The following is a 23,248-nucleotide window of genomic DNA, read 5'->3' on the forward strand; positions in this document are numbered from 1 at the left end:
GAGCCCGAGACCGCGCGGGCCGCCGGATCAGCCCTGGACGGGACGCTTCAGGTAGGCGACCAGCCCACCCTCGGGCCCGGTCACGATCTGCACGAGCTCCCACCCTTCGGAGCCCCAGGTGTTGAGGATGCCCGTCGTGTTGTGGATCATCAGAGGTGTCGTCACGTATTCCCAGGCGGGCACGGGCGCCCCTTTCTCGGCTTTTCTCATGGTTGTCGCTTACCCTGGATTCTATGTCTGCCTCGAAAGCCTCGGCTAGCGGTGTGGTCGGAGCCATTCTGGGCATCGTCGGTATGAGCGCAATCGCGGGCATCCTGGTGACGGCCATGGTCACGCCTGCGCTCGCTGTCACCGGTATTGCCGCGAACAATTCCATCGGGATGTTCGAGAACCTCCCGAGCTACATCAAGCCGGATGCGCTCGCTCAGAAGACCAACATCTACGCGACGCGGTCCGACGGCTCCAACGTGCTGCTGGCCAGCGTGTTCGAGCAGAACCGCGAAGAGGTGGGATGGGACCAGATCTCCCCCTACGTCAAGGACGCGGTGGTCGCGGTCGAGGACCCGCGCTTCTACAGCCACGGCGGCGTCGACGTCGCCGCGACGCTGCGTGCGGCCGCCGGCAACGCCCTCGAGACGTCCGCCAGTGGTGCGTCGACGATCTCGATGCAGTACGTGCGCAACATCCAGGTGCAGAAGGCCGAGGCCATCCAGGACCAGGCCCAGCGCGACGCGGCCTACGAAGAGGCCACGAAGACGAGCATCGACCGCAAGCTCAAGGAGATCAAGCTCGCGATCGGCCTCGAGAAGGAGTACTCGAAGGACGACATCCTGCTCGGGTACCTGAACATCGCTCCGTTCGGCGGCCGGGTGTACGGCATCCAGTCGGCGGCGCAGTACTACTTCGGCGTCAGTGCGGCCGACCTGTCGGTCGCCCAGGCCGCGAGCTTGATCGCCACGGTGAACGCCCCGAACGACCTGCGCATCGACGACCCCGACAACGTGGCCGACAACCAGGCCCGTCGCGACAAGGACGTTCTGCCCGCGATGCTCAAGGAGCACAAGATCACGCAGGCGCAGTACGACGAGGCCATCGCCACGCCGGTCACGCCGAATCTCCAGGACCAGTCGACCGGATGCCAGACCGCGAACGCGATCAGCGCCGGCTTCTTCTGCGACTACATCACCCGCATCGTGAAGAACGACGCGGCGTTCGGCCCCGATGAAGACACCCGCTGGAACAACTTCAAGACCGGCGGCTACGACATCTACACGACGCTCGACCTCGACCTGCAGGCTGCGGGCGCGGCGGCGATGAACGCCTACGTGCCCAAGTCGGGCTCCGGCTTCGACCTCGGCTCCTCGCTCGTCACCGTGCAGCCGGGCACCGGCAAGGTGCTCGCCATGCTGCAGAACAAGGACTTCAGCGACGACCCGGAGGTGACCGCCAGCAACGAGGGCGCGTCGGCCGTCAACTACTCGACCGACTACGCCTACGGGGGGTCGACCGGGTTCCAGGTGGGATCGACCTACAAGATCTTCACCCTCGCCGAATGGCTGAAGACCGGACACTCCCTCGGTGACGTGATCAACGGAAACCCGGGCACCCTGAACCTCGCGCAGTTCCGCGACAGCTGCACCGGCGGCAACGGCGGCACCTACTCCGTCAAGAACGACGGTAACGCGGCCCCCGGCAACGTCACCGTCGCGAAGGCGACCGCCGATTCGGTGAACCTCGCGTTCCTCCGCATGGCGCAGAAGCTCGACCAGTGCGAAATCCGCAAGACCGCCGAGGCGTTCGGCGTGCACCGCGCCGACGGCGGGCCGCTGGGTGAGAACCCCGCCGACGTGCTGGGCACCAACGAGATCGCCCCGCTGACCATGGCCGCGGCCTTCGCCGCCGTCGCCAACGAGGGCACCTACTGCTCCCCCGTGGCGATCGAGCGCATCGTCGACGCGTCGGGCAACGACGTTCCGGCTCCGCAGACCACCTGCAGCCAGGCCGTCGACCCGAGCATCGCCGCGGCGATGACCACCGCGCTGCAAGGCGTCATCAACGGCGGTACGGCGACCGCGTCGAACCCGAACGACGGGATACCGCACTTCGGCAAGACGGGTACCACCGACTCCGAGAAGGACACCTGGTTCGTGGGCGCCAGCACCGAGCTCGCCACCGCCGTGTGGGTGGGCAACGTGGTCGGCACGGTCTCGATCCGCAACACCGACATCATGGGCCAGGGCGGCGGCAACGTGCGTCACTCGGTGTGGAAGCAGTACATGACGGATGCCGACGGCAAGTACGGCGGCACGGCATTCCCCACGGCCCAGTCGACCCTGGTCAACGGCGTGCAGGTGAGCATCCCGAACGTCGCCGGCATGTCGATCGACGCCGCTCAGGACGCGATCACCAACGCCGGCTTCGAGTTCCAGGACGGGGGCCAGATCGACTCGACCCGCGCCGCCGGCGTGGTCGACTCGACCTCGCCGTCGGGTACCGCCACCAAGGGATCCACCATCGAGGTCTTCACCTCCAACGGCCAGCTGCGCACGGTTCCGAACCTGGTCGGCCTGAGCCCCGAGGCGGCGAAGAGCGCCATCACCGGCGCGGGCATCGGTGCCGGGCAGATCGTGTTCGACGGTCCGTCCTCCGGCAACGCCAAGGTGACGGCGAGCAACCCGGCGGCCGGCCAGCCCATCCGCGCGGGCACCGACAAGCTCCGCGTCACGACGAAGGGCTGACCCGGTGTCCGCTCTATCGCGGGTCGCCGCGACCGCCGTCGGCGTGGTCGCGGCGGCCGGTGCCGGAGCCTTCGCGTATGGTTCCCTGATCGAGCGCAACCGCTTCACGCTGCGCACGGCGACCGTCGAGGTGCTGCCGCCGGGTTCCGACGACATCCGGGTGCTGCACCTGTCCGACCTGCACATGGCGCCGTGGCAGACGCACAAGCAGGAGTGGGTGCGCGAGCTCGCACGGCTGAAGCCCGACCTGGTGGTCGACACGGGCGACAACCTCGGTCACCGCGACGGGCTGACGGGCATCCGCTCGGCTCTCGGTGTATTCGCCGGCACGCCCGGGGTGTACGTGAACGGGTCGAACGACTACTTCGGCCCGTCGCCGAAGAACCCGCTGCGCTATTTCACGGGCCCGTCGAAGCACGCCCACTCGTCGGAACGGCTGGACACCGCCGCCCTCGAGGAGTTCTTCGACTCGCTCGGCTGGAAGAACCTGAACAACCGTGCCGCCACCACCGAGGTGAACGGCACGATCATCGACTTCTTCGGCGTCGACGACCCGCACCGGCGATTCGACAAACTCGAGCGCATCCCGGGCGCCCTCGACGAGCTGCGCGAGAACGACGACCGCGGCCCCCGGGTCTCGATCGGGGTGGCGCATGCGCCGTACCAGTACGTGCTGAACTCCTTCGTCACCCACGGCGCCGAGGTCATCTTCGCGGGACACACCCACGGCGGGCAGGTCTGCGTGCCCGGGTTCGGTGCGCTGGTGACCAACTGTGACGTCCCCCGGGAGCAGGTGAAAGGGCTGAGCCTGTGGCGGCACGGGTTCCACTCGGCTCACCTCAACGTCTCGGCGGGGCTCGGCACCTCGATCTACGCGCCGGTGCGCTTCGCCTGCCCGCCCGAGGCCACTCTGCTGACGCTGACGGCGCGCTCCGCCTGAGCGCTCCTGTGTTGGACGGCCCGCCCGCTCGCCCGACGAGCCGTTCGTGCGGGACGGGAAGCCGTCTTGGGCGACAGCTGCGGGGGCCCTGTCGGTGCGGGTCCGCGCCGAGTGGTCTCGCGTCGTCGGAATATCGGGTATTCTTGTTGAGTTCCAACCGCGTTCGCGCGGTGGTGAATTCGGGGTGTGGCGCAGCTTGGTAGCGCGCCTCGTTCGGGACGAGGAGGTCGTGGGTTCGAATCCCGCTACCCCGACACACGAGAAACCGGCCAGAGTTACGACGCTCTGGCCGGTTTTGTGCGTAGTCTCTTCTCAACCGGGCATCCCGACCCGGGGCTCGAAGGGAATCAACGTGGATTTCATCGCCATCGCCGCACTCGCGGCCACCGGTTGGGTGGTCGGCGCGACCGCCATCGCTCTCGCCGTGGGTCGTTCCATCAAGCTCCGCGACCAGTCGGACTGGACCTTCGCGGCCCGCCCCGCCCTCAGCCGCCGCCGCTAACGCCCGGTCCCTGCGCTCGCGCCCGCTCCGGGTCGCGCAAACGCAGGCACCGGGTAGCGCAAACGCACGCTCCAGGGTGCGTGAACGTGCTTTTGCGCGACCCGAGCGTGCCCACGCGCGAGGGCGCGGGGCTGTGGGCGGACGAGGGGGCACGCGCCCGAAGCCGGCGCCCGCGGTCAGTGCCCGAAGTGCCGCCCAAGGCGCCCGTGTGACTCCTCGAGGTAGCACGCCCCGCAGAGCGACTCGTAGGTGACGTCTTCGCCGTCGATCGCGACCTGCGCCCCGTCGAAGACGTAGCGGCCGCCGATCGTGCGGGCGTTGAAGATGGCCTTGCGACCGCAGCGGCAGATCGTCTTCAGCTCCTCGAGGCTGTGCGCCACCTCGAGCAGGCGGATGCTCCCCGGGAACCCCTCCGTCTGGAAGTCGCTGCGGATGCCGTACGCCAGCACCGGCACCCCGTCGAGGATGGCGATGCGCAGCAGGTCGTCGACCTGGCCCGGAGTGAGGAACTGCGCTTCGTCGACCAGCAGGCAGGAGACGTCGACACCGGTGTCGCGCACGACCGCGTCGCGGCGGTTCTGGAACTCGTCGCGCACCTCGGTGTCGGGCGCGATCAGGAAGTCGGCGTCGCGGGTGACCCCGAGGCGGGACACGATCTGCATGTCGCCCTTGGTGTCGACGGCGGGCTTCGCGATCAGCACCTGCTGGTCGCGTTCCTCGTAGTTGTAGGCGGCCTGGAGCATCGCGGTGCTCTTGCCGCTGTTCATCGCCCCGAACCGGAAATACAGTTTCGCCACCCGAACACCCTATGCCCCGTCAGAACAGCGTCGGCTGCCCCACCGCCATCACCGAAGGCACCGCGGCGCCGTCGACCTGCCCATCAGCCCCGAGCTGACCTTCAGCCCCGATCTGCCCGTCGGCCCCCGCCTGCCCCGCGAAGCTCCCCCACTGCAGCACCCCCTCCCCCGCTCCCGGCGGCAGAACCCCGCCGGTGGCCCGCGACAGCCGCCCGCTGCCGACCCCGTGCCGCCGAAGAATCGGCCTGATGCGCTCCCCCAACCACGTCCGGTACTCCGCGGGCGCGTAGCTCCCCCGCGCGTAAAGCTTCTCGTACGGGCCGACGAGCTCCGGATGCTCGCGCTCCAGCCACGCGAGATACCACTCCCGCACCCCCGGCTTCAGGTACAGCGCCGAGTGCACGACGCTCGAGGCGCCGGCCTCGGCGGCGAGCGAGACCGCCCGCTCGAGGTGCTCGACGGTATCGGTGAGGAACGGCAGCACCGGCATCAGGAACACCTGGCAGTCGAGCCCCTTCTCACGCACGGCGGTGACCGTGGCCAGCCGCGCCTTGGTGCTCGGCGTGCCGGGCTCGATCGACTGCTGCAGCTCGTCGTCGTAGATCGCGATCGACAGGGCGAGACTGACGGGCACCACCCGCGACGCGTCGGCGATGAGGTCGAGGTCGCGCCGCAGCAGCGAGCCCTTCGTGAGGATGGAGAACGGCGTGCCCGACTCGCCGAAGGCCCGGATGATCGACGGCATCAGCGCGTAGCGACCCTCGGCCCGCTGATAGGGGTCGGTGTTCGTGCCCAGGGCGACCGGATGATGGCCCCAGGACTTCTTCGCCAGCTCCTTGCGGAGCACCTCGCCGACGTTGACCTTGACGATGATCTGCCGGTCGAAGTCGTCACCGGCGTCGAGGTCGAGGTAGCCGTGCGTGGGGCGGGCGAAGCAGTACACGCAGGCGTGGGAGCAGCCGCGGTAGGGATTGACCGTCCAGGCGAACGGCAGCGTCTTGCTCGTTCCGGGCACGTGGTTCAGTGCGCTCTTGGCCAGCACCTCGTGGAAGGTGATACCCGCGAACTCCGGCGTCTGCACCGAGCGCACGAGGTTGCTGAGCCGAGCCAGTCCGGGCAGAGCAGCCGGCGCTTCGGATGAGAGGGCTTGACCGGTCCAACGCATGCGCTCATTCGAACATATATTCGAAAGAGAAGCAAGGAAGCAAGTAGCCGAGTAACCCCTACCCCGCCGCGTACAACTCCAACGGCTGCCCGTCCGGGTCGAAGAAGAACAGCATCTCCCGCCCCGTGTGCGGGTCCACCCGCAGCTCCTCGCAGCGCACACCCTTGGCCACGAGCTCCGCCCGCGCATCCGGAACCGAGTCGACCTCGAACGCCAGGTGACGGAGGCCCGTCGCCTCAGGCCCCGACGGGCGCGCCGGCGGATTCGGGAACGAGAACAGCTCGATCAGGTACTCGCCGTTCAGGGCGAGGTCGCCCATCCACGAGTCGCGCTCGGACCGGTACACCTCGGTCAGCAGGGTGCAGCCCAGCACGTCGAGATAGAAGGCCTTCGACCGCTCGTAGTCGGTGGCGATGACGGCGATGTGGTGCACGCGATTCAGTTTCACGTCACCGACCGTACCGCTGAACGCGCACGCCACCGCTGAACGCGCACGCCGTCGAAGCACCCCGTTAACGATTTAGCGGGATGAGAGGACCCGATACTCTCATCCCGCAAGGAGACGTCGACACCGCCTGCCATGTTCAGCCGTTACCCTTACGACCATGAAACAGGGGCGCTAATGACGTCACCGTCAGGCTCACCTTACACGGTCGCACGCCCCCATTACACGGGGCAGTCGACGCATGTCGCACTGTGCGGGAGCCGTGCCCCGATGACATCGAGGTCATCCGTCGGCATCGTCGAGACGCGCCCGTCGTGCGATGTCGTCGTGCGTGTACGACCCCGGCGGGTTGCGCCCGGCCCGGTCGCGCACGGCGGCCACGAGCAGATGCCGCAGGTGGGTGGCCTTCGAAGCGCGGATGATGCGGCCGGTCACCGTGTACGCGTCGAGCACGGCCACTCGCGGCGCCCAGACGGGCCGGCGGCGCAGACGGCCGAGGCCCTTGCGATGCATCAGGTGCAGGAAGGCCTGGGTCGACCCCAGCGCGCTGGCCAGGTCGACCCCCGGCGCGATGGAGGGCAGTGAGGGATGGCTGCCGTCGGGCCCGGCGGTCGCCACCGAGATCAGCCCGCGCAGATCGCTGTACGCCGGCACGTACGGCAGCAGCCGGGTGAAGTCGACCGACAGGCCGGCGATCTCCTCGAGCGGCGCGCCCTCGGGCAGCCCGAGGTAGCGCTCGAAGGTGAACCGGCCGCCGGGCGAGAACGCCGTCGCCATCGTGGCGAAGCCCACGTTGATCACCAGGAGGTCGGCGATGCCCTGCCGGCGGGCTTGCCGCGCGATCGCCGTGCCGATTTCGGGCTGGGTGGTCTCCGACTCGTCGAACACCAGGTCGGCGCCCTCGAGGAACTCGGCGGCGTTCTCGGGCGTGACCCCGTCGCGGTAGACGTGCACCACCGCGTGGGGGTTGATGGCGAGCACCTCCTCGCGGAACACCTCGGCCTTCGCCCGCCCGTAGCTCGTGGCGCTCGCGCCCGGCACCCGGTTGGCGTTGGCGGGCTCGAACACCTCGGGGTCGGCGATGCTGAACGCGCCGACGCCCATACGGGCGAGCTTCGTGCCCACCTGGAAGCCCACGCCTCCGACCCCGGCGATCGCGATCCGCGATTCGGTCAGGGCCTGCTGCTCCGTCTCACTCCAGAAGCCGTAGTTGCGGGAGAACTCCGGAGCGCCGAGCGACCTCATGCCGTCACTGCGCCTCGGTGGCGCGCAGGTCGGGCGCCCGGCCCGACGCCAGCGCCTCGGCGCGCTGCACCCGGGAGATGCGGCCGAAGTACTGAAGCTCGCCCCCGGCGGCCGCGAGCTGCCCCAGGATGGTGGCGTTGCGCTCGGTGATGCAGGCCGCCGAGCCGGGCTGGTCGAACTCGACCGGCAGGTTGTAGTCGAGGTAGTGCTCGATGTAGCGGGGCTCACCGATGCTCCAGATGGAGAGCATGCCGGCGAGGTGCCGCTCGAGCCACGGCTCGATGATGGCGAACGCCCGCCCGAGCTCGTGCGTGGTGAAGTACGAGGAGATGAGCGCGAACAGGTGCCACTGGATGAGCTCCTGCATCGCCACCCGCTCGTGCCGGGCGATCACCCGCGACACCTCGGCACTGCCGGCGGGCAGCGGATGCTCGGCGAACACCTCCGGGCAGAAGTCCTCCACCGGCAGCGGCCGGTCGACGCCGTCGGCCCCCTTGATGATGGCCCGGGCCACTCCGACGATGCGCACCCCCTCCGGAGCGTTCTCGAAGATGGCGAAGGTGACCGAGCGGGCGTCGTCCTCGTCGCGGTCGAGACCGTCGTCGGAGAGGTCGGCGGGGTCGAGCTGACCGGTCTGCTCGACGTAGACCCGGCGCCGGAACTCGAAGTGCTGGCGGTACGCCTCCTCGAATCCGGGAAGGGCCGTGCCGTTGACACCGATCACGCCGGAGGCGAGTCGGGCCTCGGGTTCGACGACGAAAGCGGGCGACCCGTCGATGAGCGGGATGACGGCCGCGTTGGAGATGGTGCGGTCAATGCGCGACACCGGCGGTCCTCTGGCAGAATTCGGAGGTGAGAGCCACACGGAGCACTGCGGGTTCCTCCGATTGTTCACCTGGGTGGGGATCGACCGGCGGGTCCGCGCGCGCTGGGTGCCGTGAAATCGAGCATAGGAGCGGGCCGTGTTCGTTTGCAACTTGGGACGTTATGTCCCAAAATGATTCCGAGAGGGGCTGATCCATGTCAGAGAACAGCTGGGGGAAGACCGCGGCGAGCCGCGGAAAGGTGCCGAAAGACGAAGTGCGCACCGCCCTGCTGCAGACGGCGATGGGTCTCGTGCAGACCAACGGCCTCACGGTCGGCTTCGAGCATCTGCTGATGGACGACCTGATCAAGGAGTCCGGCGTTCCCCGTAGCGCCGTCTTCAAGATCTGGGAGACGAAGGAGGCCTTCTTCGAAGACCTCCTGAGCGAGGTCGCGAACCAGGTCTCCCCCGGTCGCGCCGACGAGGAGTCGCTCGTCGCCACGTGGGAGTACCTCGGCTTCCGGGCCGACGAGCTGCGCACCCTCGAGGGCCGCCGCCGCATCTATCTCGACGTCGTCAGCCTCGCGGCCGAGCAGAACTTCGAGGCGGTCACCTCCTCGGTGCAGTGGCGCACCTACGTGGCCCTCGCCTCCACCGCCCTCTCCTACCCGTCGGCCGTGCGCGACCGGGTGATCGAGTCGCTCCGCAACAGCGAGCTCGCCTTCCTCGACCAGATGGAGGTGTTCTACCGCAACATCATCCCCGCGGTCGGCTACCGCCTGCGGCCTGACCTGAACGACGACTACCGCCCCCTGGTCGTCGCCTCCTCGGCGGTCATCGAGGGTCTCGGCATCTCGCGCGCGATCATCCCCGACCTGGTCGAGGCGCGCTACACCATCGAGAACGAAGGCCGATCGGCCGAGGTGTCGCTCGCGGCCATTTCCTACCACGCCATCACCTCCTCGTTCATCGTGCCCGACCCGAACTACGACGCCGAGGCCGCCATCGCCCGGCTCTCGGGCGGCATCGACGAGATCCCGATGGTGCAGCCCCGCAGCCGCAGCATCGACGACTGACGCAGGCCAGCCCGGCCCAGCCCCGGCTAACCCAGCCCGACCCCGCCTAGGCGTTCCACGGCCCGGCGTCGGTCACCCGCGGGTTCTGGGCGAACAGCAGCCGCAGCTCGCCGTCGCCGATGGTGACCTGCGAGCGCCCGAACGCGCTCCCCATCACCGCCACGAAGCCCCCGAGCGCGCGCCGCGCCGCCGGCTCCCCGGCACCCCATGGCGCCCGCACGAACACGCTGCGGTGCTCGGCCACCTCCGTCACCCGCACGTGCAGCGCATCGCCCGCGGTCTCCGGATGCGCGAGCAGCGCCGTGAGCAGCGCCCGCAGCGCCACCTTCTGCTCCACCGGCATCGTCTCGGCGACCGTCGCGGGGTCGTGCACCACGAGCCGTCCGGGCCGCGCCCGCTGCAGACGCTCAAGCCAGGGCAGCCCCACCCCGGCCATGATCTCCGACCGCAGCACCGCCGAGAGCCGCCGCGCCCGCGCCGGATCCTCGGGCGCCAGCTCGCCCCGGGCGAGCACCTCCTCGAAGAAGGGCACCACCTCCGCCGAGAGCTCCGCGCGGCCCGAGTCGCGCATCAGCTCGCGCAGACGGATGCGCACCCTCCGCGCGAGGCCCCGCTCCGCCCGGGCGGCCAGCTCCTGCTGCCGCGCGAGCGACAGGCTCATCCGGTACGAGAACACCGACGCCGCCACTCCCAGCAGGAGCACCGGGGTGCACGCGATGACGGCCGAGGTGAGCGGCGACACCGTCTCGGGAAGGTCCCCCGCCTCGGCGGCGCTGATCGTGCCGACCACCGCGAGCGACACGAGCGTGGCCGCGGCGAGCTCCCGCCCGGGCCGGAACATGCTGAACGAGAGGATCGTGACGCCCACCACCACCGGCCCCCAGTCGTCCCACAGCACGTTCGAGGTGCCCCAGGCCGAGGCCGCGGAGAGCCCGTCCGCGGCGAGCGCCGCCGCGACCGTGAGCGCGAACGCGACGACCGTCGTGGGCGGGCGCACGGGGTCGGTCGCGACGATGACACCGAGGCCCGTCACCACCACGGCGACGACCGCGGCCACGGCGACGAGCGGATGCGCGATCCGCTCGACGTCGGTCACCGTGCGCACGAGCGCCACCGCCACCAGCGTGATCGCGGTGACGACGAGCAGCGGATGCAGGGCGCCGGCGACGATGGGGGCCGCCCGGCGCGGGGCGATCCGCCACGACAGGAAGCCGATCATCCGCTCGCCCGCTCGGGTTCGGGCCAGACGCTCTCGGGCGCCGGGGGCACGCTGAACAGGTAGGCGGTGCCGCTGCCGGGGGCGGTGAAGAGCTGGGCCCGACCGCCGGCCGCCTCGATGCGTCCGAGGATGGAGTGCTGCACCCCGAAGCGGTCGGAGCCCACCGAGGCCGGTTCGAAACCGACCCCGGCGTCGCTGACCATGACGACGACCTCGCGGGCGGCGCCGTCGACGACGAGCTCCACCTTGTCGGTGCCCGCGTGCCGGCGGGTGTTCACCAGCACCTGCTCGAGGGCGAGCCCGACGGCCTCGGCGACGTCGGGCGCCAGTCGCTGCAGGGAGGCCAGGTCGCCGGCGAGGTCGATGCTGAGGCCGCGCATCCGCCCGCCGTCGACGGCGCGCGCCACCGGGGTGGGCAGCGGAATCTCGTCGGAGGCCGCCCGGGGCGTGCCGAAGCCGCGCTCCTCGGGCCAGGGCTTCCCCGTCTCGATCAGGGCGAGGTCGCGCCGGAGGGCGTCGGCGAGCCCCGGCGGGAGCGGCCCGGGCGGTTGGTGCGAGATCAGCGTGAGCTCACCCAGCACGGTGTCGTGGAACAGCGCGATCACCTGCGCCTCGACCTCGCGCTGGTAGGCCAGCACGTCGGCCTCGCGCCGCGCGCGCTCGACCGAGCGGGAGTCGCGAGCCGAGCGACGCCGGGTGATCAGATCGGCCACCCCCACCGCGAGCACCACGGCCGTCAGCACCGCGGTGAACCCGTCGAAATCGGGGAAGCGCGCGGTGGCGACGGCCGCCGCGAGCACCGCGCCCTGCCCCAGCAGATAGGCCGCCGCGATGGCGACGAGGTTGCCGACGCCCATCACCGAGGGCGCCACCGTGTAGATGAGCGCGAGCTGGGGCAGCGCGAGGATGAACGGCGACTCGACCACCGCGTCCGCCGACTGCGAGAGCACGACGAAGGCGTAGCCGCCGATGCTGACCGCGCCGACCGCGAGGTGCAGCGCGGTGGCCCACGGGCCGAGCCGTCGCCGGGCGAACGGCATCAGCACCGCGATCGGCACGAGGAACGCGAGGGCGGGCCAGACCTCGTCGGCCGGGAGGTAGGCCGAGCGCAGCAGCACCAGCACCACCGCGATGCCGAGCGCACTGACCCCGAAGGCCAGTGTCGCCGCCGAGACCGCGCCGGCGGCGGGCCGTTCGAGTGCGGTCATCATCCCCCCGACAGCATGATCCCACACGTCGATCGCCCAGGTGCCTCCGGATACGATGGTCACTCGCTACCCGGGGAGGCGTCCTGCAGAGTCCGTCGAGAGCCAGTCCGTCCAGAGCCAGTGGGTCCCAGGCCAGTCGGTCCCGCGCCCGGCCGATCGCCGCCGTGCTGCTGGTGGCCTACGCCGCCGCCGTGCTCGTGGTGGTGATGTGGCCGTCGCCCGTCGACCAGAAGGCGAGAGGGATGCTCGCGCGCATCCTGAAGGGCCTGCACGACCGCCACCTGCTGGAGTTCCTCGGCTACCCACAGGTCGAGTTCACCTCGAACGTGCTGCTCTTCGTGCCCCTCGGCCTGCTGCTCGGGCTGCTGCTCGGACGCCGGATCTGGGGCCTGTCGGTGCTGGTCTGCTTCGCCGGGTCGGCGGCGATCGAGCTGACCCAGTACCTCTTCCTGCCCGCGCGGTTCGCGACCGTCGACGACGTGATCGCCAACACCCTCGGCGGGCTGCTCGGGGCGCTCGCCTCCGGGGCGCTGCTGGCTCGCTGGCGCCGCCGCCGGGAGCGGCGCCTGCTGCGGCGGGCGGTCGCCCTGCCGCCGGTTCCGCCCCGCGACGGGTGGGGCCCCGACGCCGTTCACCTCTGACATCACCCGGTTTCGCTACTGTTGTCGCGGACGAAGGAACTGCAGTGACGAACGACGGCGAGACCGGAACCCCCACGGGGCCGGAGAACGACGCCCTCGACGACCTGGTGGCCGCCGAGGACTGGGCGGGCGTGGTCGCCGCCCTCGACACGCGCTGGTCGGCGCTGCTCGCGAACGAGCCGCAGCTGCTGCGCCGCGCGATCACCGCGCTGCCGCCCGAGGTGCTGGCGGCGCATCCGCGCTGGGCCCACGCCGTCGAGTACGTCAACCGCTTCGTGCAGAACGACGCCCCGAAGTCCACCCGGTTCCGGGGCACCGCGGCCGCTCCTCCGCCGCGATCCCTGCTCGACCTGCTCGCCCAGCTGACCGCCCGCGCCGCCGCCGGGCGGGCCAACGGGCGACTGAGCGACGCCGTCGCGGCCGTGCGGGAAGCCAGGGCCGCGGTCGACGAGGCCACCCCCGAGGCGCGGGAGCAGCTCGTGCAGGCCCTGCCCGAGCTGACCTTCCAGTGGGCGATGGTCTGGGAGTACGTGGGCGAGCTCGACGCCGCCGTGCGCGAGTACACCGAGTGCTTCGACCACGCCGTGCTGGTCGACCACACGATGATGCAGGCCAGGGCCGCGGGCAGCCTCGCCTGGCTGCACGCGCTCGCCGGCCGCAACCTGCAGGCCCGCAACCGGCTCGCCGCCCTGCCCGCCGCCGCGGGCGAGTGGTGGCAGACCCGCGCCTCGATCTCGGCCGTCTTCGCCCAGACCCTGCTGCTCATCGACGAGCTGCGCTTCGACGAGGCCGACCGCACCCTGGCCGCCGCCGACCTCTCGGGGGTGACCGAGCGCTGGCCGGCCCAGAAGCTGCTCGCCGCCCTGCTCGCCCGCGACGCCGGATCGGCCCTCGCCGTGCTCAGCCAGATCGACGCCACGGCCGCCGCGCAGCCCGCGGAGGTGCAGAGCGCCGGGGAGTCGGCCGGGTTCGTGGCGCTCGCCCGGTGGCTGCTGTTCACGGCGCTCGGCAACCGCGCCCAGGCTCGGGCGGCCGTGGCCGGACTCGGTGGTGACGACCGGTCGCCGATGGGCCGCCTGGCCCTCGTGATCGAGGCGAGCACCGCGGCCGAGGCGGATGACTTCGCCGCCGCCGGCCGCCGTGTGGCGCCCCTCACCGCCACGGCCACGGCGGAGCCGCGCGTGCTCGTCTCGGCGTTCGCACTCACCGCCGCGGCCCAGCGGCACGACCCCGCCTCGACGGGGGCGACCGCCGCCACGAGCTTCGCGCTGGCCCTCGAGCTCGCGCGCACCCACGGCCTGCTCTGGCCGCTGCTCGTGCTGCCGCGCGGCGAACTGGCGGCGCTGATCGCGGCCTCGCCGGCCGGGGCGGTTCCGGATGCTCTGGCGAACCGCCTGCTCGACAGCGCCCGCGACGCCGATCCCGACCCCTTCGCGGCCCTGACACCCCGTGAGCGGGCGGTGCTCGCGGCCCTCCTGGAGGGGCGGAGCACCGCCGCCATCGCCGAGTCGCTCTTCGTCTCACCCAACACCGTCAAGTCGCAGCTGCGCAGCATCTACCGCAAGGTGGGGGTGCGCAGCCGGCGCGACCTCGAACGCGCGGCGGTGGCGCTGGGTCACGCCTGAGCCGGGCATCCGCTCGTCAGGGGCGCAGCGCGTCGGCGATGACCGCAGCGGCCAGCGACACGGCGCCGAGCACCAGCAGCACCGCCACGACCAGGCGCAGGGCGACGGGGCGGCCCGATCGGCGACGGGCGGGCATCCGGCTCACGAGCACGATCGCGACGAGCAGCAGCACCGCCGATCCGGCGAGGCCCAGCAGCAGGGCAAGACCCGCGCCGAGCTCGGGCGTGTGCAGGTAGCCGAGCACGAGGGCGCCGAGGTACACGATCGCGGCCGTGAGCACACCGGCGAGCACGCGGGTGCCGATGTCGCGCCAGAACTTCTCCTCGCGCAGCCACTGCCCGGGCAGCTGCCAGGCCCGCAGGGGCGGCGGCAGTTCGGGTTCGGTCATGTCCTGAGGGTAGCGGCCCCGCGAGGCACTACGCTCACGGCTATGTGCACGCGCATCCTCTGGAACACCAACCAGATCGCCAAGACGGTCAGCCGCTGCATGGACTGGGCCGTCAGCGACGAGCCCGAGCTCTGGTTCGTGCCCCGCGGCACCGAGCGCAGCGGCCGGGCCGACCACGAGAGCCACACCTGGACGTCGACGTACTCGAGCGTCGCCGTCAGCATGTGGGGCCTCGGCACGGTCGACGGGCTGAACGAGAAAGGGCTCGGCGCGCACGCGCTGTACCTGAACCCCGACGACGTCGCCTTTCCCGAGGCCGACGGCCGGCCCTCGGTCGCGAACGCGCTCTGGGTGCAGTACCTGCTCGACAACTACGCCACGGTGGCCGAGGCGGTCGCCGACATCGGGCGCATCCGCATCACCTCGCCCACCTTCCGCGGCCTGCAGCTCGGTGTGCACATCGCGATCGAGGACGCCACGGGCGACTCGGCCGTGATCGAGCCCGTCGGCGGCGAGCTCGTGGTGCACCACGGCCCCGAGTACACGGTGATGGCCAACTCCCCCACGCTCGACCTGCAGCTGCAGAACCTCGCCCGCTACCGCCCCTTCGGCGGCGAGCTGCCCCCGCCCGGTGACATCAGCTCGACCGACCGCTTCGTGCGCTCGGCGTACTTCCTGCACTACCTGCCCGAGCCCGAGAGCACCGAGGAGGCGGTGGCCGGCGTGTTCCAGCTGATCGCGAACGTCTCGGTGCCCTACGGCGCCCCGTACACGACGGGCGACGTCTACCCCACCTGGTGGCGGTCGGGGGCCGACCTGACGAACCGCGTCTACTACTTCGGCTCCACCCGCAGCCCGAACATCTTTTGGGTCGAGCTCGACGAGCTCGCCGACCGCACCGAGGTCGGGAAGCTCGACCCGCGCGATCTCTCCCTCGTGGGCGACCAGACCGCGCACCTCGAGCCCGCGCCCCTGATCTACTGAGCGGGGTCGCGCAAAAGCGCCTCCGAGCCCGGCCCGAGGCGCTTCTGCGCGACCCGAAGCGGGTTACTTCACTTTTTTGACGCGGTAGGCGAAGGCGTCGGTGCGGATGATCGTTCCGGACGCCTTGACCACGGTGAGAGTGTGGTCGCCGTTCTTGAGGGCGGATGACTCGAAGAGCGTCTGGTTCGTGCGACGCACGTCGGCCTGGGTGTCCACCGTCTTCACGTAGGCGCCGTCGACGTAGACGTCGACGCGACCCTGGTCGGGAGCGGTCGGCCCGATCCAGGAGACCCCGGTGCCCGTGAAGGCGAAGGTCGCGAAGGCGCCGTCGGTCGTGCTGGAGTGCACGTCGCCGTGCAGGTCGCCGTGGAAGGCGACGTCGAGCGGCGCCGCCCCGATCGGCAGGGTGCCGAGATAGGCCGACGAGAAGGTGACCGTGCTGCCGTCCAGCGTGTAGTCGCTGCCCTCCGTGAGCGCGGTGCCGTCGTGCGAGATGCCCGCCAGCTCACCCGGATCGCGCAGCAGCTCGACCGAGGCGTCGGCCGGGGCAGCCTTGTCGAAGGTCGCCGTGCTGGCGCCGAGCAGGCTCTCCACGCTGACGTCGAGCTTGTCGAGCAGCAGGTACGAGCCCGACTTCTTCACGACCCGCAGCGTGTGACTGCCGTTCGGCAGCTCGGATGCGCTGTACAGCACCTGCTGCACACCCCGACCCTGGCTCGGGTCGAGGTGGGCGTCGACGGTCTGCACCAGCTGGCCGTCGAGGTAGACCTCGGCCTCGCCCTGCGACTCGTGCGTCTCGCTGACGAACGCGATCCCGGTGCCCTGGAAGGTGTACTGGAATGCGTCGCCGTTCGCCTCGGTGTAGTGCACGTCGTCGCCGAAGTCGCCGAGGCCGCGGCCCGTGCTCCGACTCCAGGTGCCGCTGTAGACGATGCCCTGGGCGTCGTCGTTCAGCGCGACCGAACGGCCGTCAGACGGCACCGCCGGCTCGCCCTCGCCCGTCGACGAGTCGATCACCGAGACGGTGAAGGGCTGGGCGACGGGGGCGACCTCCTGGCCGCCGTTGCGCATCCACTGGCCCTCGGCGGGTGTGCCGGCGGGCACGTCGTACGAGACGCGCAGGGCGTCGTCGTTCACCGTGACACCCGCGTTCTTCGCGGGGGTGACCTTGAGCAGCTGCACGCCGTGGATCGGCACCGCGGTTCCGGTGAAGGAGCTGTCGAACGAGCCGAGCTTCTTGCCCGCCCAGAGGTCGCGCACCTCGCCGCCGCCGGTGAGCCCGATGTCGGAGAAGTCGACGGTGATGTCGGAGTCGGTGCGACCGAGGTTGAACAGGGCGACGGTGTAGGTGCCGTCGGCGTTCAGGGCGTACCAGACCTGCTTGTTCGTCGAGGTCGACACCGGCTGGGCCGGCACGCCGTTCTGCTGAACGGCGAGCACCTCGCGGTTGGTGAGGAGCCCGAGCCCGTAGTCATCGAGCTGCGTCAGGTCGTTGCCCACGTACATCGGTGCGGCCGAGATGGCCCAGAGGGTGGCGGCGGTGCGACGCTCGTCCTTAGTGAGGCCGTCCATCGCGCCGTTGCCGACGTTGAGGGAGTCGAGGTCGTTCCAGCCGCCGGGGCCACCGTGGCGCCACCAGTCGGCCATCCGCGGGAAGAGGCGGCTGATGGTGTCCCAGCTGACCAGGGCCTCGTGGGCGCAGTAGCACTCGACGTCCCAGTCGACGCGCCAGCCGTCGGCCTTCTCCTTCCAGAGGTCGGCGTACTGGATGTCGAGCGCCCAGGAGAGCTCGAACCAGATGCCGCGCTCGTGCAGGGCCGTCGACCAGGCGGCGACGTCGTCGCGGGCGTCGACCGAGAGGTCGCTGATGCCCGACCCGGGGGTGACGCTGTCGAACTTGATGAAGTCGACGCCCCAGCTCTTCAGCTCGTCGGCGATCGAGTCGATGTAGGCCTGCGAGCAGGGGTTCGCGAAGTCGATGCGATTGCCGATTCCCCAGTAGTCGGCCTGCTGGAGGGGCTGCTTGACCACGTCGGCGGTCGTGCATCCGGGAGCCCCGGCGATGGGGTACGCCGCGTCGGAGACCTCGGCCGAGATGCCGGGGATGAAGTAGAGGCCGAACTTCTGGCCGTTGCCGTGCACGTGGTCGATCACGCTCTGCAGGCCGTCGGGGTAGAGGCTCGTGCTCGGCACGGGGCGGCCGTGCTCGTCGACTCCGCCGTTCCAGCCCGCGTCGACGTTGATGTGGTCGTAGCCGAAGGGCTGCAGCTTCTCGTGCATCGCGTCGGACTGGGCGATGATCTGGTCGGCGGTGATCCACTGGCCGTTGTCGGTGTAGACCTGCATGCTGTAGCTCGACCAGCCGAGGTAGGGCTTCGCGGCGAGGTCGCCCTCGGGGAGCGCGGGCGCGGGGGTGGGGGCGGTCTGCGGGGGCTTGGCGCCGCTGGGGGTCTCGGTCGGAGTGGGCGTGGGGGTCGCCGTCGGCGCCTCCGTAGGGGTGGGCGTCGGGGTCGGGGTGGCCGAGGCGGCGGTGCCGCCGAAGGCGAGCGCTCCTGCGACGGCGAGCGCCGCCGTGGCGACCGCCGATCGGGTGAGCCGGGACTGCGATCTCATGCGTTCCTCTCCGCGACCGGCGGAGCTCGAACGCCCCACGGACCGCGATGTCCGTAATTATTTGACACCGTTAATAAAACACGGAACACCACGGTCGCACAAGGGCCCCGGCCGTCACGGCAGCAGGATCACCTTCCCGTTCAGCGTGCGCGACTCCGCCAGCGCCAGCGCCGCACCAGCTTCCGTCAACGGGAACCGAGCCGCGATGGTGGCGGTCAGCACGCCCTGCCCGAGCAGCCCGAATACCCGGCCGAGATCGTCCTCGAGGTGCCGACGGAACCGCGCCGGGCGCAGCCGGTGGCCCGCCCACAGGTCCTAGAAGGTCGCGCGCTTCCCGTTCGGCAGCGCACTCCAGAGCAGGCCCTGCCCGATGGCCTTGAGGAACGCGCCCCAGAGTCCCGCCGAACCGCGGCTCGCCGCGTCGTCCAGCACGCCCACGATCGCGTAGGTCACGAGGGTGCCGCCCCGCGCGAGCAGCCGGAACGACATCCGCGCGATCTCGCCGCCGACGTTGTCGAACACGGCGTCCACTCCCCCGGGCGCGAGCTCCCGCACGCGCGCCTCGAGCTCGGGGTCGGCGTAGTCGACCGGCTCGACGCCCGCCGCCCGCAGCGCCTCGTGGTGCCGGGGCGATGCGGCACCGATCACCCGCACCCCCTGGTGCCGCGCCAGTTGAATCAAGATGCCCCCCACTCCGCCGTTCGCCCCGAACAGCAGCACCGTGCCGCCGCTCCGCACCCGCGCCGAGCGGTTCAGCATCTGCCACGCCGTCACGCCGTTGACGACGACGGTCTCGGCGTCCTCCGCGGAGATGCCGGCGGGGACGGGCACCGTGTCGCGCGCCTCGACCACCGCGTGGGTCGTCCAGGCGCCGGTCTTGGTCATGCTCGCGACACGGCGGCCGAGCATCCGCTCGTCACCGCCGGTGCCCACCTCGAGCACCGTGCCGACGAGGTCGTAGCCCGGCGTGAAGGGGAAGGCGGGCTGGCCGAAGTAGCGGCCCTTGCGCATCGACTGCTCGGCGAAGCTGACGCCGGTCGCTTCGACGGCGACGAGCAGCTGCCCGGGGCCCGGGGTCGGCGCCTTCTCGGTGACGACCTCGAGGCCTGCGGGCTCGACGAGGCCGGGGAGGACGATGCGGGTGATCTGATCGGTGGTCATGATGTCATTCCTTCTGGTTGTGTGTGACTGAACAGTCACAACTGCGGGTGAACGAAAACGCGAGGGAGCCGGACGGGTCAGTCGTGCCGGATGCCGTGATCGACCACGCGCGCCCACGCCGTGTCGACGTCGGCGAGGCCGGCCTGCACCACGAGGTGGCAGAGCTGCCCGTAGGCGATGAAGCGCTGGATGGCGTCGGGGTCGGCCCCCGAGGCGTCGGCGACCGCGCGCACCACGGTGGCGAGGCCGCGGCGCACCGCGTCCTTGATCTCGGGCACGTCGCACGCGCTCTGCGCATGCACCTGCAGCGCGATCAGGCTGCGGTCGCGGATGAGCTCGATGTAGGCCTGCGTCATGCGCTCGAGGCGCTCGGTGGGGGTTCCGTCATCGCCGACGCCCGCCACGAGCGCCGCCGCGACCTGCGCGTAGCAGTCGTCGACCGCGGCCACGAACAGCCCGAGCTTGCCGTCGAACAGCCGGAACACGTAGGCCGGCGACACCTTGGCCGCCCCGGCCACCTCGGCGACCGGGGTCGCCTTGTACCCCGACACGGCGAACACGTCGACCGCGCGGGCGACGATGCGCACCCGCTGATCCTCGGCGGTCGAGCGGATGCCCGCCCCGCGCGATCTCGTCTCAGTCATGTGACTGACTGAACACTAACAAGGAGCGGGTGTCAAGCGTTCGCCCTCAAGAAGCCCGGCGGAGCCAGTCGTCGAAGCGGGTCGCGACGATGGTGGCGTCCGGCCCGGGGAGCAGCTCGCCGGGCTGCAGCAGGTCGCCGAAGTAGCGGGCGAGCGGGTCGGCCTCGCGCGGGTCGTCGACCGCGGCGAGCGCCCGCCCCACGAATACGCCGAGCGGGGCCCGGTCGGGGCCCGCGAACTCCGCGATGCCGCGGAGCGGCTGCCCGAGCGACACCGACACGACGGCGCGGGCGACGTCGTCGGCGGCCATCGGCTGCATGAGCGCATCCGCCACCCGCACCTCGGGACGTCGGTGACCGAGACTTCGCCCGCTCGCGCCGCCGCCGCCGCGGCTCGCGCGCCCGCCGGTCACCGTCGCCGCATCGGCGATCGACCGCAGGAACTCGAAGAACTGCGTCGCGTGCACGATCGAGTACGGCCGCCCCGAGTCCCGGAGCAGCATCTCCTGTAGGGCCTTCGCCCGGAAGTAGCCGCGCTGCGTGGTGGCGAGCCGGTCGGTGCCGACGACCGAGAGGGCGACGTGGTGACGCACCCCCGCCGCCTCACCGAAGGTGATCAGGTTGAGGGTCGAGGTCTCGAAGAACTCGGCGGCGCCCGCCTCGTCGGTGTAGCTCGAGTTCGACACGTCGATCAGCACCTCGGCGCCGTCGAGCTCAGGGGCGAGGCCTTCGCCGGTGAAGGAGTCGACCCCGGTCTCGCGCGAGGCGGCGACGGCGGTGTGGCCGGCCGCGGCCAGCTGCGACACGACCCGCGTGCCGATGAGGCCGGTGCCTCCAATGACGACGATCTTCACGGCGGGCTACTCCGCCGAGGCGGGAGTCGAAGCCGACGACGCCGGCGAGACAGCCGCCGACGCCGACGCATCCCGCGCCGCCAGCCACTCGGCGAACGTGGTCTCGAACAGCTGCGCGCCCTCGCCCGGCAGCAGCATCCGCTCGCTCAGCCGCTGCCCGAAGTACGTCGCCTCGGGGTCGCTCACGACCACGCGGGTGTCGCCGGCCGCCGCCAGACCGCGCCGCACGAGCTCGTCGAGCCCGAGCTCCTCCGGTCCGGCGATCTCGACGGTGCCGTTAATCGGCTCCCCCGCGGTGACCCGCGCGACGGCCGTGGCGACGTCGTCGGCGGCCAGCGGCTGGATCAGCGCCGGCGACAGGTGCACCTCCCCTCCCACGGTCGCGGTGTCGGCGATGCTCTTCACGAACTCGAAGAACTGGGTCGCGTGCACGATCGAGTAGGGCAGCCCGCTGCCGGTGATCAGCGCCTCCTGCGCCACCTTCGCCCGCTGGTAGCCGCTGTCGGTCATCCGCTCGGCGCCGACCACCGAGAGTGCCACGTAGTGCCCGACCCCGGCCGCACGTGCCGCTTCGACGATGTTCGTGGTCGCGGTGGTGAAGAAGTGCATCACGTCGTCATCGGCGAACGACGGCGAGTTCGAGACGTCGAGCACCGTGTCGGCGCCCGCGAGCACCTCGGCGAGCCCTTCCCCCGTGAGCGTGTCGACACCCGAGCGGGGCGACGCGGCGATGGCGGTGTGTCCGTGCGCGGTGAGACGTTCGATGACCTTGGAGCCGATGAGGCCCGTGCCCCCGATGACGACGATCCTGCTCATGGTGATGCCCTTCGTTCTGCGGCGCGGGGCCCGTCCCCGCCCGTCTGCCAGCTAGGACCGCGCAGCCACCCGGGCTGTGACGGGCTTACGCGCATCCGTCGCCCGTCACGACCGGCGAGCCGCTCACCACCACCGGGCCAGCTTCGCGGAGGCGGTGACGAGCCAGACCCGCACCACCGAGTCGTGCTCGACCTCGGCCAGCACGACGGCGACGACCCGCCCGCCCCGCCGCGCGACGAGGCCGCTCTGGCCGTTGACGGAGTGCGCGTGCAGCTCGGCCCCGTCGAGCTCACCGAGCAGCACCCGCGCGACCGGCACGCGTCCGCGGACCGGCGTCGCCGCGCGCCCCCGGTCGGCCACGAGCCCCACGGACCCGTCGAGCACGGCCTCCAGCGCCGGCCGGTCGGCGAGCGCCAGGGCGAGCCGCAGTTCCCGCAGCGCGGCGGGCTCAGCGCCCACCGGGCACGGCCGCGCTGAGCTTTGCGGGGTTCATCATCCAGAGCACCTGCTCGATGCCGTCGGCCGAGGCGACCACCGTCACCAGGGCGAACGGATGCTCGTCCGCGCCCTGCCGCAGCACCGCCGTCGCCTGCCCGTTCACCTGGCTCGTCGAGATCGAGACCCCCTGCCAGAACCGCTCGTGGAAGGCGCGCACGAACTTCGCCACCCGCAGCCGCCCGAAGACCGGGATGCGCGACGCCCGCACCACGCCACCGCCGTCGGAGTACGACACGACGTCGGCCGCCAGCACCCGCTCGAGGGCCTCGAGGTCTCCGCCCTGCGCGGCGCTGACGAACGCGGTGAGCAGCCGCTCCTGCTCCCGGCCCGACACCGCTCGCGCGGTGGCGGCCTGCAGGTGCTTCTTCGCCCGGCTGACGAGCTGACGGCAGGCCGGTTCCGACAGCTGCACGACCTCGGCGATCTGCCCGTAGGAGTAGTCGAAGGCCTCACGCAGCACGTAGGCCGCCCGCTCGGTGGGGGTCAACCGTTCGAGCATCAGCAGCACGGCGAAGCTCAGCGCCTCCGCACGCTCCGCGCCGAGCGTCGGGTCGTCGCTCGTGTCGACGGGCTCCGGCAGCCACGGCCCCACGTACGACTCGTGCCGCGCCCGGGCGCTCGTGGCGGCGGTGATGGCGAGCCGCGTGGTCGTCGTGGCGAGGAACGCCGCCGGGTTCAGCACGGCATCGCGGTCGGTCGACTGCCAGCGCAGCCAGGCCTCCTGCACGATGTCCTCCGCCTCGGAGGCGCTGCCGAGCATGCGGTACGCGATGCCGAACAGCCGTCCCCGGTTCGCCCCGAACACTTCGAGGGCGGCGGCCCACCCGTCGTCGCCCGCACTCTGCCGCGCCGCATCCTGCACCATCGCGCCTCCTCCCTGCCGGC

24 protein-coding genes and 1 tRNA gene are annotated in these 23,248 nt (G+C 71.1%); 8 read left to right on the top strand and 17 right to left on the bottom strand.

What is annotated here, in order from left to right; all coding sequences use genetic code 11:
- Window positions 1–27 precede the first annotated feature (27 nt).
- Window positions 28–183: a Sp36 family protein gene (gene sp36 / locus NVV95_RS03800; protein WP_173182811.1), complete on the bottom strand. Its 156-nt coding sequence runs from the start codon at window positions 181–183 to the stop codon at window positions 28–30.
- A 50-nt stretch (window positions 184–233) separates the two neighbouring features.
- On the opposite strand from sp36, the gene NVV95_RS03805 reads away from it, so the two are divergent.
- The 4 genes from NVV95_RS03805 to NVV95_RS03820 all read left to right on the top strand — a co-directional run bounded on the left by NVV95_RS03805 (window position 234) and on the right by NVV95_RS03820 (window position 4,180).
- Window positions 234–2,738, top strand: a complete 2,505-nt coding sequence (locus tag NVV95_RS03805) for a transglycosylase domain-containing protein (RefSeq protein WP_259485223.1) — start codon at window positions 234–236, stop codon at window positions 2,736–2,738.
- Window positions 2,739–2,742: 4 nt separating this feature from the next.
- Window positions 2,743–3,678: a metallophosphoesterase gene (locus NVV95_RS03810; RefSeq protein WP_259485224.1), complete on the top strand. Its 936-nt coding sequence runs from the start codon at window positions 2,743–2,745 to the stop codon at window positions 3,676–3,678.
- A gap of 180 nt (window positions 3,679–3,858) precedes the next feature.
- Window positions 3,859–3,932 (top strand) — tRNA-Pro (locus tag NVV95_RS03815).
- Between the two features lie 98 nt (window positions 3,933–4,030).
- Window positions 4,031–4,180, top strand: coding sequence for a hypothetical protein (locus NVV95_RS03820; RefSeq protein ID WP_259485225.1), 150 nt, complete (start codon window positions 4,031–4,033; stop codon window positions 4,178–4,180).
- A gap of 176 nt (window positions 4,181–4,356) precedes the next feature.
- Here the strand turns inward: NVV95_RS03820 and NVV95_RS03825 are convergent, their stop codons facing one another.
- The 5 genes from NVV95_RS03825 to NVV95_RS03845 form a co-directional block, all read right to left on the bottom strand.
- On the bottom strand, window positions 4,357–4,977 hold the full coding sequence (locus tag NVV95_RS03825) for a thymidine kinase (protein ID WP_259485226.1): 621 nt from the start codon (window positions 4,975–4,977) through the stop codon (window positions 4,357–4,359).
- A 19-nt stretch (window positions 4,978–4,996) separates the two neighbouring features.
- Entirely contained in the window at window positions 4,997–6,142 is a 1,146-nt protein-coding gene (locus NVV95_RS03830; RefSeq protein WP_259485227.1) for an Rv2578c family radical SAM protein, read from the bottom strand.
- Between the two features lie 58 nt (window positions 6,143–6,200).
- Window positions 6,201–6,590 carry a VOC family protein gene (locus tag NVV95_RS03835; protein ID WP_259485228.1) on the bottom strand — a complete coding sequence of 130 codons (390 nt, stop codon included), beginning with the start codon at window positions 6,588–6,590 and terminating at the stop codon, window positions 6,201–6,203.
- A 279-nt stretch (window positions 6,591–6,869) separates the two neighbouring features.
- Window positions 6,870–7,832, bottom strand: a complete 963-nt coding sequence (locus NVV95_RS03840; RefSeq protein ID WP_259485229.1) for a ThiF family adenylyltransferase — start codon at window positions 7,830–7,832, stop codon at window positions 6,870–6,872.
- Between the two features lie 4 nt (window positions 7,833–7,836).
- Window positions 7,837–8,658, bottom strand: a complete 822-nt coding sequence (locus NVV95_RS03845) for a hypothetical protein (RefSeq protein WP_259485230.1) — start codon at window positions 8,656–8,658, stop codon at window positions 7,837–7,839.
- 194 nt (window positions 8,659–8,852) lie between these two features.
- Here NVV95_RS03845 and NVV95_RS03850 point away from each other — a divergent pair, with 194 nt between their 5' ends.
- Complete coding sequence (locus NVV95_RS03850; RefSeq protein ID WP_259485231.1) at window positions 8,853–9,713, top strand: TetR/AcrR family transcriptional regulator; 861 nt, start codon at window positions 8,853–8,855, stop codon at window positions 9,711–9,713.
- Window positions 9,714–9,759: 46 nt separating this feature from the next.
- Here NVV95_RS03850 and NVV95_RS03855 read toward each other — a convergent pair whose 3' ends face one another.
- Window positions 9,760–10,932: a hypothetical protein gene (locus NVV95_RS03855; RefSeq protein ID WP_259485232.1), complete on the bottom strand. Its 1,173-nt coding sequence runs from the start codon at window positions 10,930–10,932 to the stop codon at window positions 9,760–9,762.
- Window positions 10,929–12,140 (bottom strand): sensor histidine kinase, encoded by a 1,212-nt coding sequence (locus NVV95_RS03860; protein WP_259485233.1) that lies wholly within the window; start codon window positions 12,138–12,140, stop codon window positions 10,929–10,931. Before NVV95_RS03860 ends, NVV95_RS03855 begins: the two co-directional genes overlap by 4 nt.
- 164 nt (window positions 12,141–12,304) lie before the next feature.
- Here NVV95_RS03860 and NVV95_RS03865 point away from each other — a divergent pair, with 164 nt between their 5' ends.
- Together NVV95_RS03865 and NVV95_RS03870 are read left to right on the top strand one after the other, a co-directional pair.
- Window positions 12,305–12,781 carry a VanZ family protein gene (locus NVV95_RS03865; protein ID WP_259485234.1) on the top strand — a complete coding sequence of 159 codons (477 nt, stop codon included), beginning with the start codon at window positions 12,305–12,307 and terminating at the stop codon, window positions 12,779–12,781.
- 44 nt (window positions 12,782–12,825) lie between these two features.
- A complete protein-coding gene (locus NVV95_RS03870; RefSeq protein WP_259485235.1) occupies window positions 12,826–14,406 on the top strand; it encodes a LuxR C-terminal-related transcriptional regulator in 1,581 nt (526 codons plus the stop codon).
- Window positions 14,407–14,422: 16 nt separating this feature from the next.
- On the opposite strand, the gene NVV95_RS03875 is transcribed toward NVV95_RS03870, so the two are convergent.
- A complete protein-coding gene (locus NVV95_RS03875; RefSeq protein ID WP_259485236.1) occupies window positions 14,423–14,794 on the bottom strand; it encodes a hypothetical protein in 372 nt (123 codons plus the stop codon).
- Between the two features lie 42 nt (window positions 14,795–14,836).
- On the opposite strand from NVV95_RS03875, the gene NVV95_RS03880 reads away from it, so the two are divergent.
- Entirely contained in the window at window positions 14,837–15,778 is a 942-nt protein-coding gene (locus tag NVV95_RS03880; protein ID WP_259485237.1) for a linear amide C-N hydrolase, read from the top strand.
- Between the two features lie 63 nt (window positions 15,779–15,841).
- Here the strand turns inward: NVV95_RS03880 and NVV95_RS03885 are convergent, their stop codons facing one another.
- The 8 genes from NVV95_RS03885 to NVV95_RS03915 form a co-directional block, all read right to left on the bottom strand.
- Complete coding sequence (locus NVV95_RS03885) at window positions 15,842–18,391, bottom strand: X2-like carbohydrate binding domain-containing protein (protein ID WP_259485238.1); 2,550 nt, start codon at window positions 18,389–18,391, stop codon at window positions 15,842–15,844.
- Window positions 18,392–18,505: 114 nt separating this feature from the next.
- Window positions 18,506–18,703, bottom strand: a complete 198-nt coding sequence (locus NVV95_RS18450; RefSeq protein WP_333474050.1) for a zinc-binding dehydrogenase — start codon at window positions 18,701–18,703, stop codon at window positions 18,506–18,508.
- Between the two features lie 3 nt (window positions 18,704–18,706).
- Window positions 18,707–19,552: a zinc-binding dehydrogenase gene (locus NVV95_RS03890; RefSeq protein ID WP_333474047.1), complete on the bottom strand. Its 846-nt coding sequence runs from the start codon at window positions 19,550–19,552 to the stop codon at window positions 18,707–18,709.
- 77 nt (window positions 19,553–19,629) lie between these two features.
- The gene (locus tag NVV95_RS03895; protein WP_259485239.1) at window positions 19,630–20,196 is read right to left on the bottom strand and encodes a TetR/AcrR family transcriptional regulator; all 567 of its coding nucleotides are present in this window, start codon (window positions 20,194–20,196) and stop codon (window positions 19,630–19,632) included.
- Window positions 20,197–20,242: 46 nt separating this feature from the next.
- A complete protein-coding gene (locus NVV95_RS03900) occupies window positions 20,243–21,049 on the bottom strand; it encodes an SDR family oxidoreductase (protein ID WP_259485240.1) in 807 nt (268 codons plus the stop codon).
- A gap of 6 nt (window positions 21,050–21,055) precedes the next feature.
- Entirely contained in the window at window positions 21,056–21,865 is an 810-nt protein-coding gene (locus NVV95_RS03905; RefSeq protein ID WP_259485241.1) for an SDR family oxidoreductase, read from the bottom strand.
- A 123-nt stretch (window positions 21,866–21,988) separates the two neighbouring features.
- Window positions 21,989–22,324, bottom strand: coding sequence for a hypothetical protein (locus NVV95_RS03910; RefSeq protein ID WP_259485242.1), 336 nt, complete (start codon window positions 22,322–22,324; stop codon window positions 21,989–21,991).
- Complete coding sequence (locus NVV95_RS03915) at window positions 22,314–23,228, bottom strand: RNA polymerase sigma-70 factor (RefSeq protein ID WP_259485243.1); 915 nt, start codon at window positions 23,226–23,228, stop codon at window positions 22,314–22,316. The genes NVV95_RS03910 and NVV95_RS03915 overlap by 11 nt, the downstream gene beginning before the upstream one ends.
- Window positions 23,229–23,248: the final 20 nt, after the last annotated feature.

Source organism: Herbiconiux gentiana (assembly GCF_024978135.1).
In the GTDB taxonomy this organism is placed as follows: Bacteria; Actinomycetota; Actinomycetes; order Actinomycetales; family Microbacteriaceae; genus Herbiconiux; species Herbiconiux gentiana.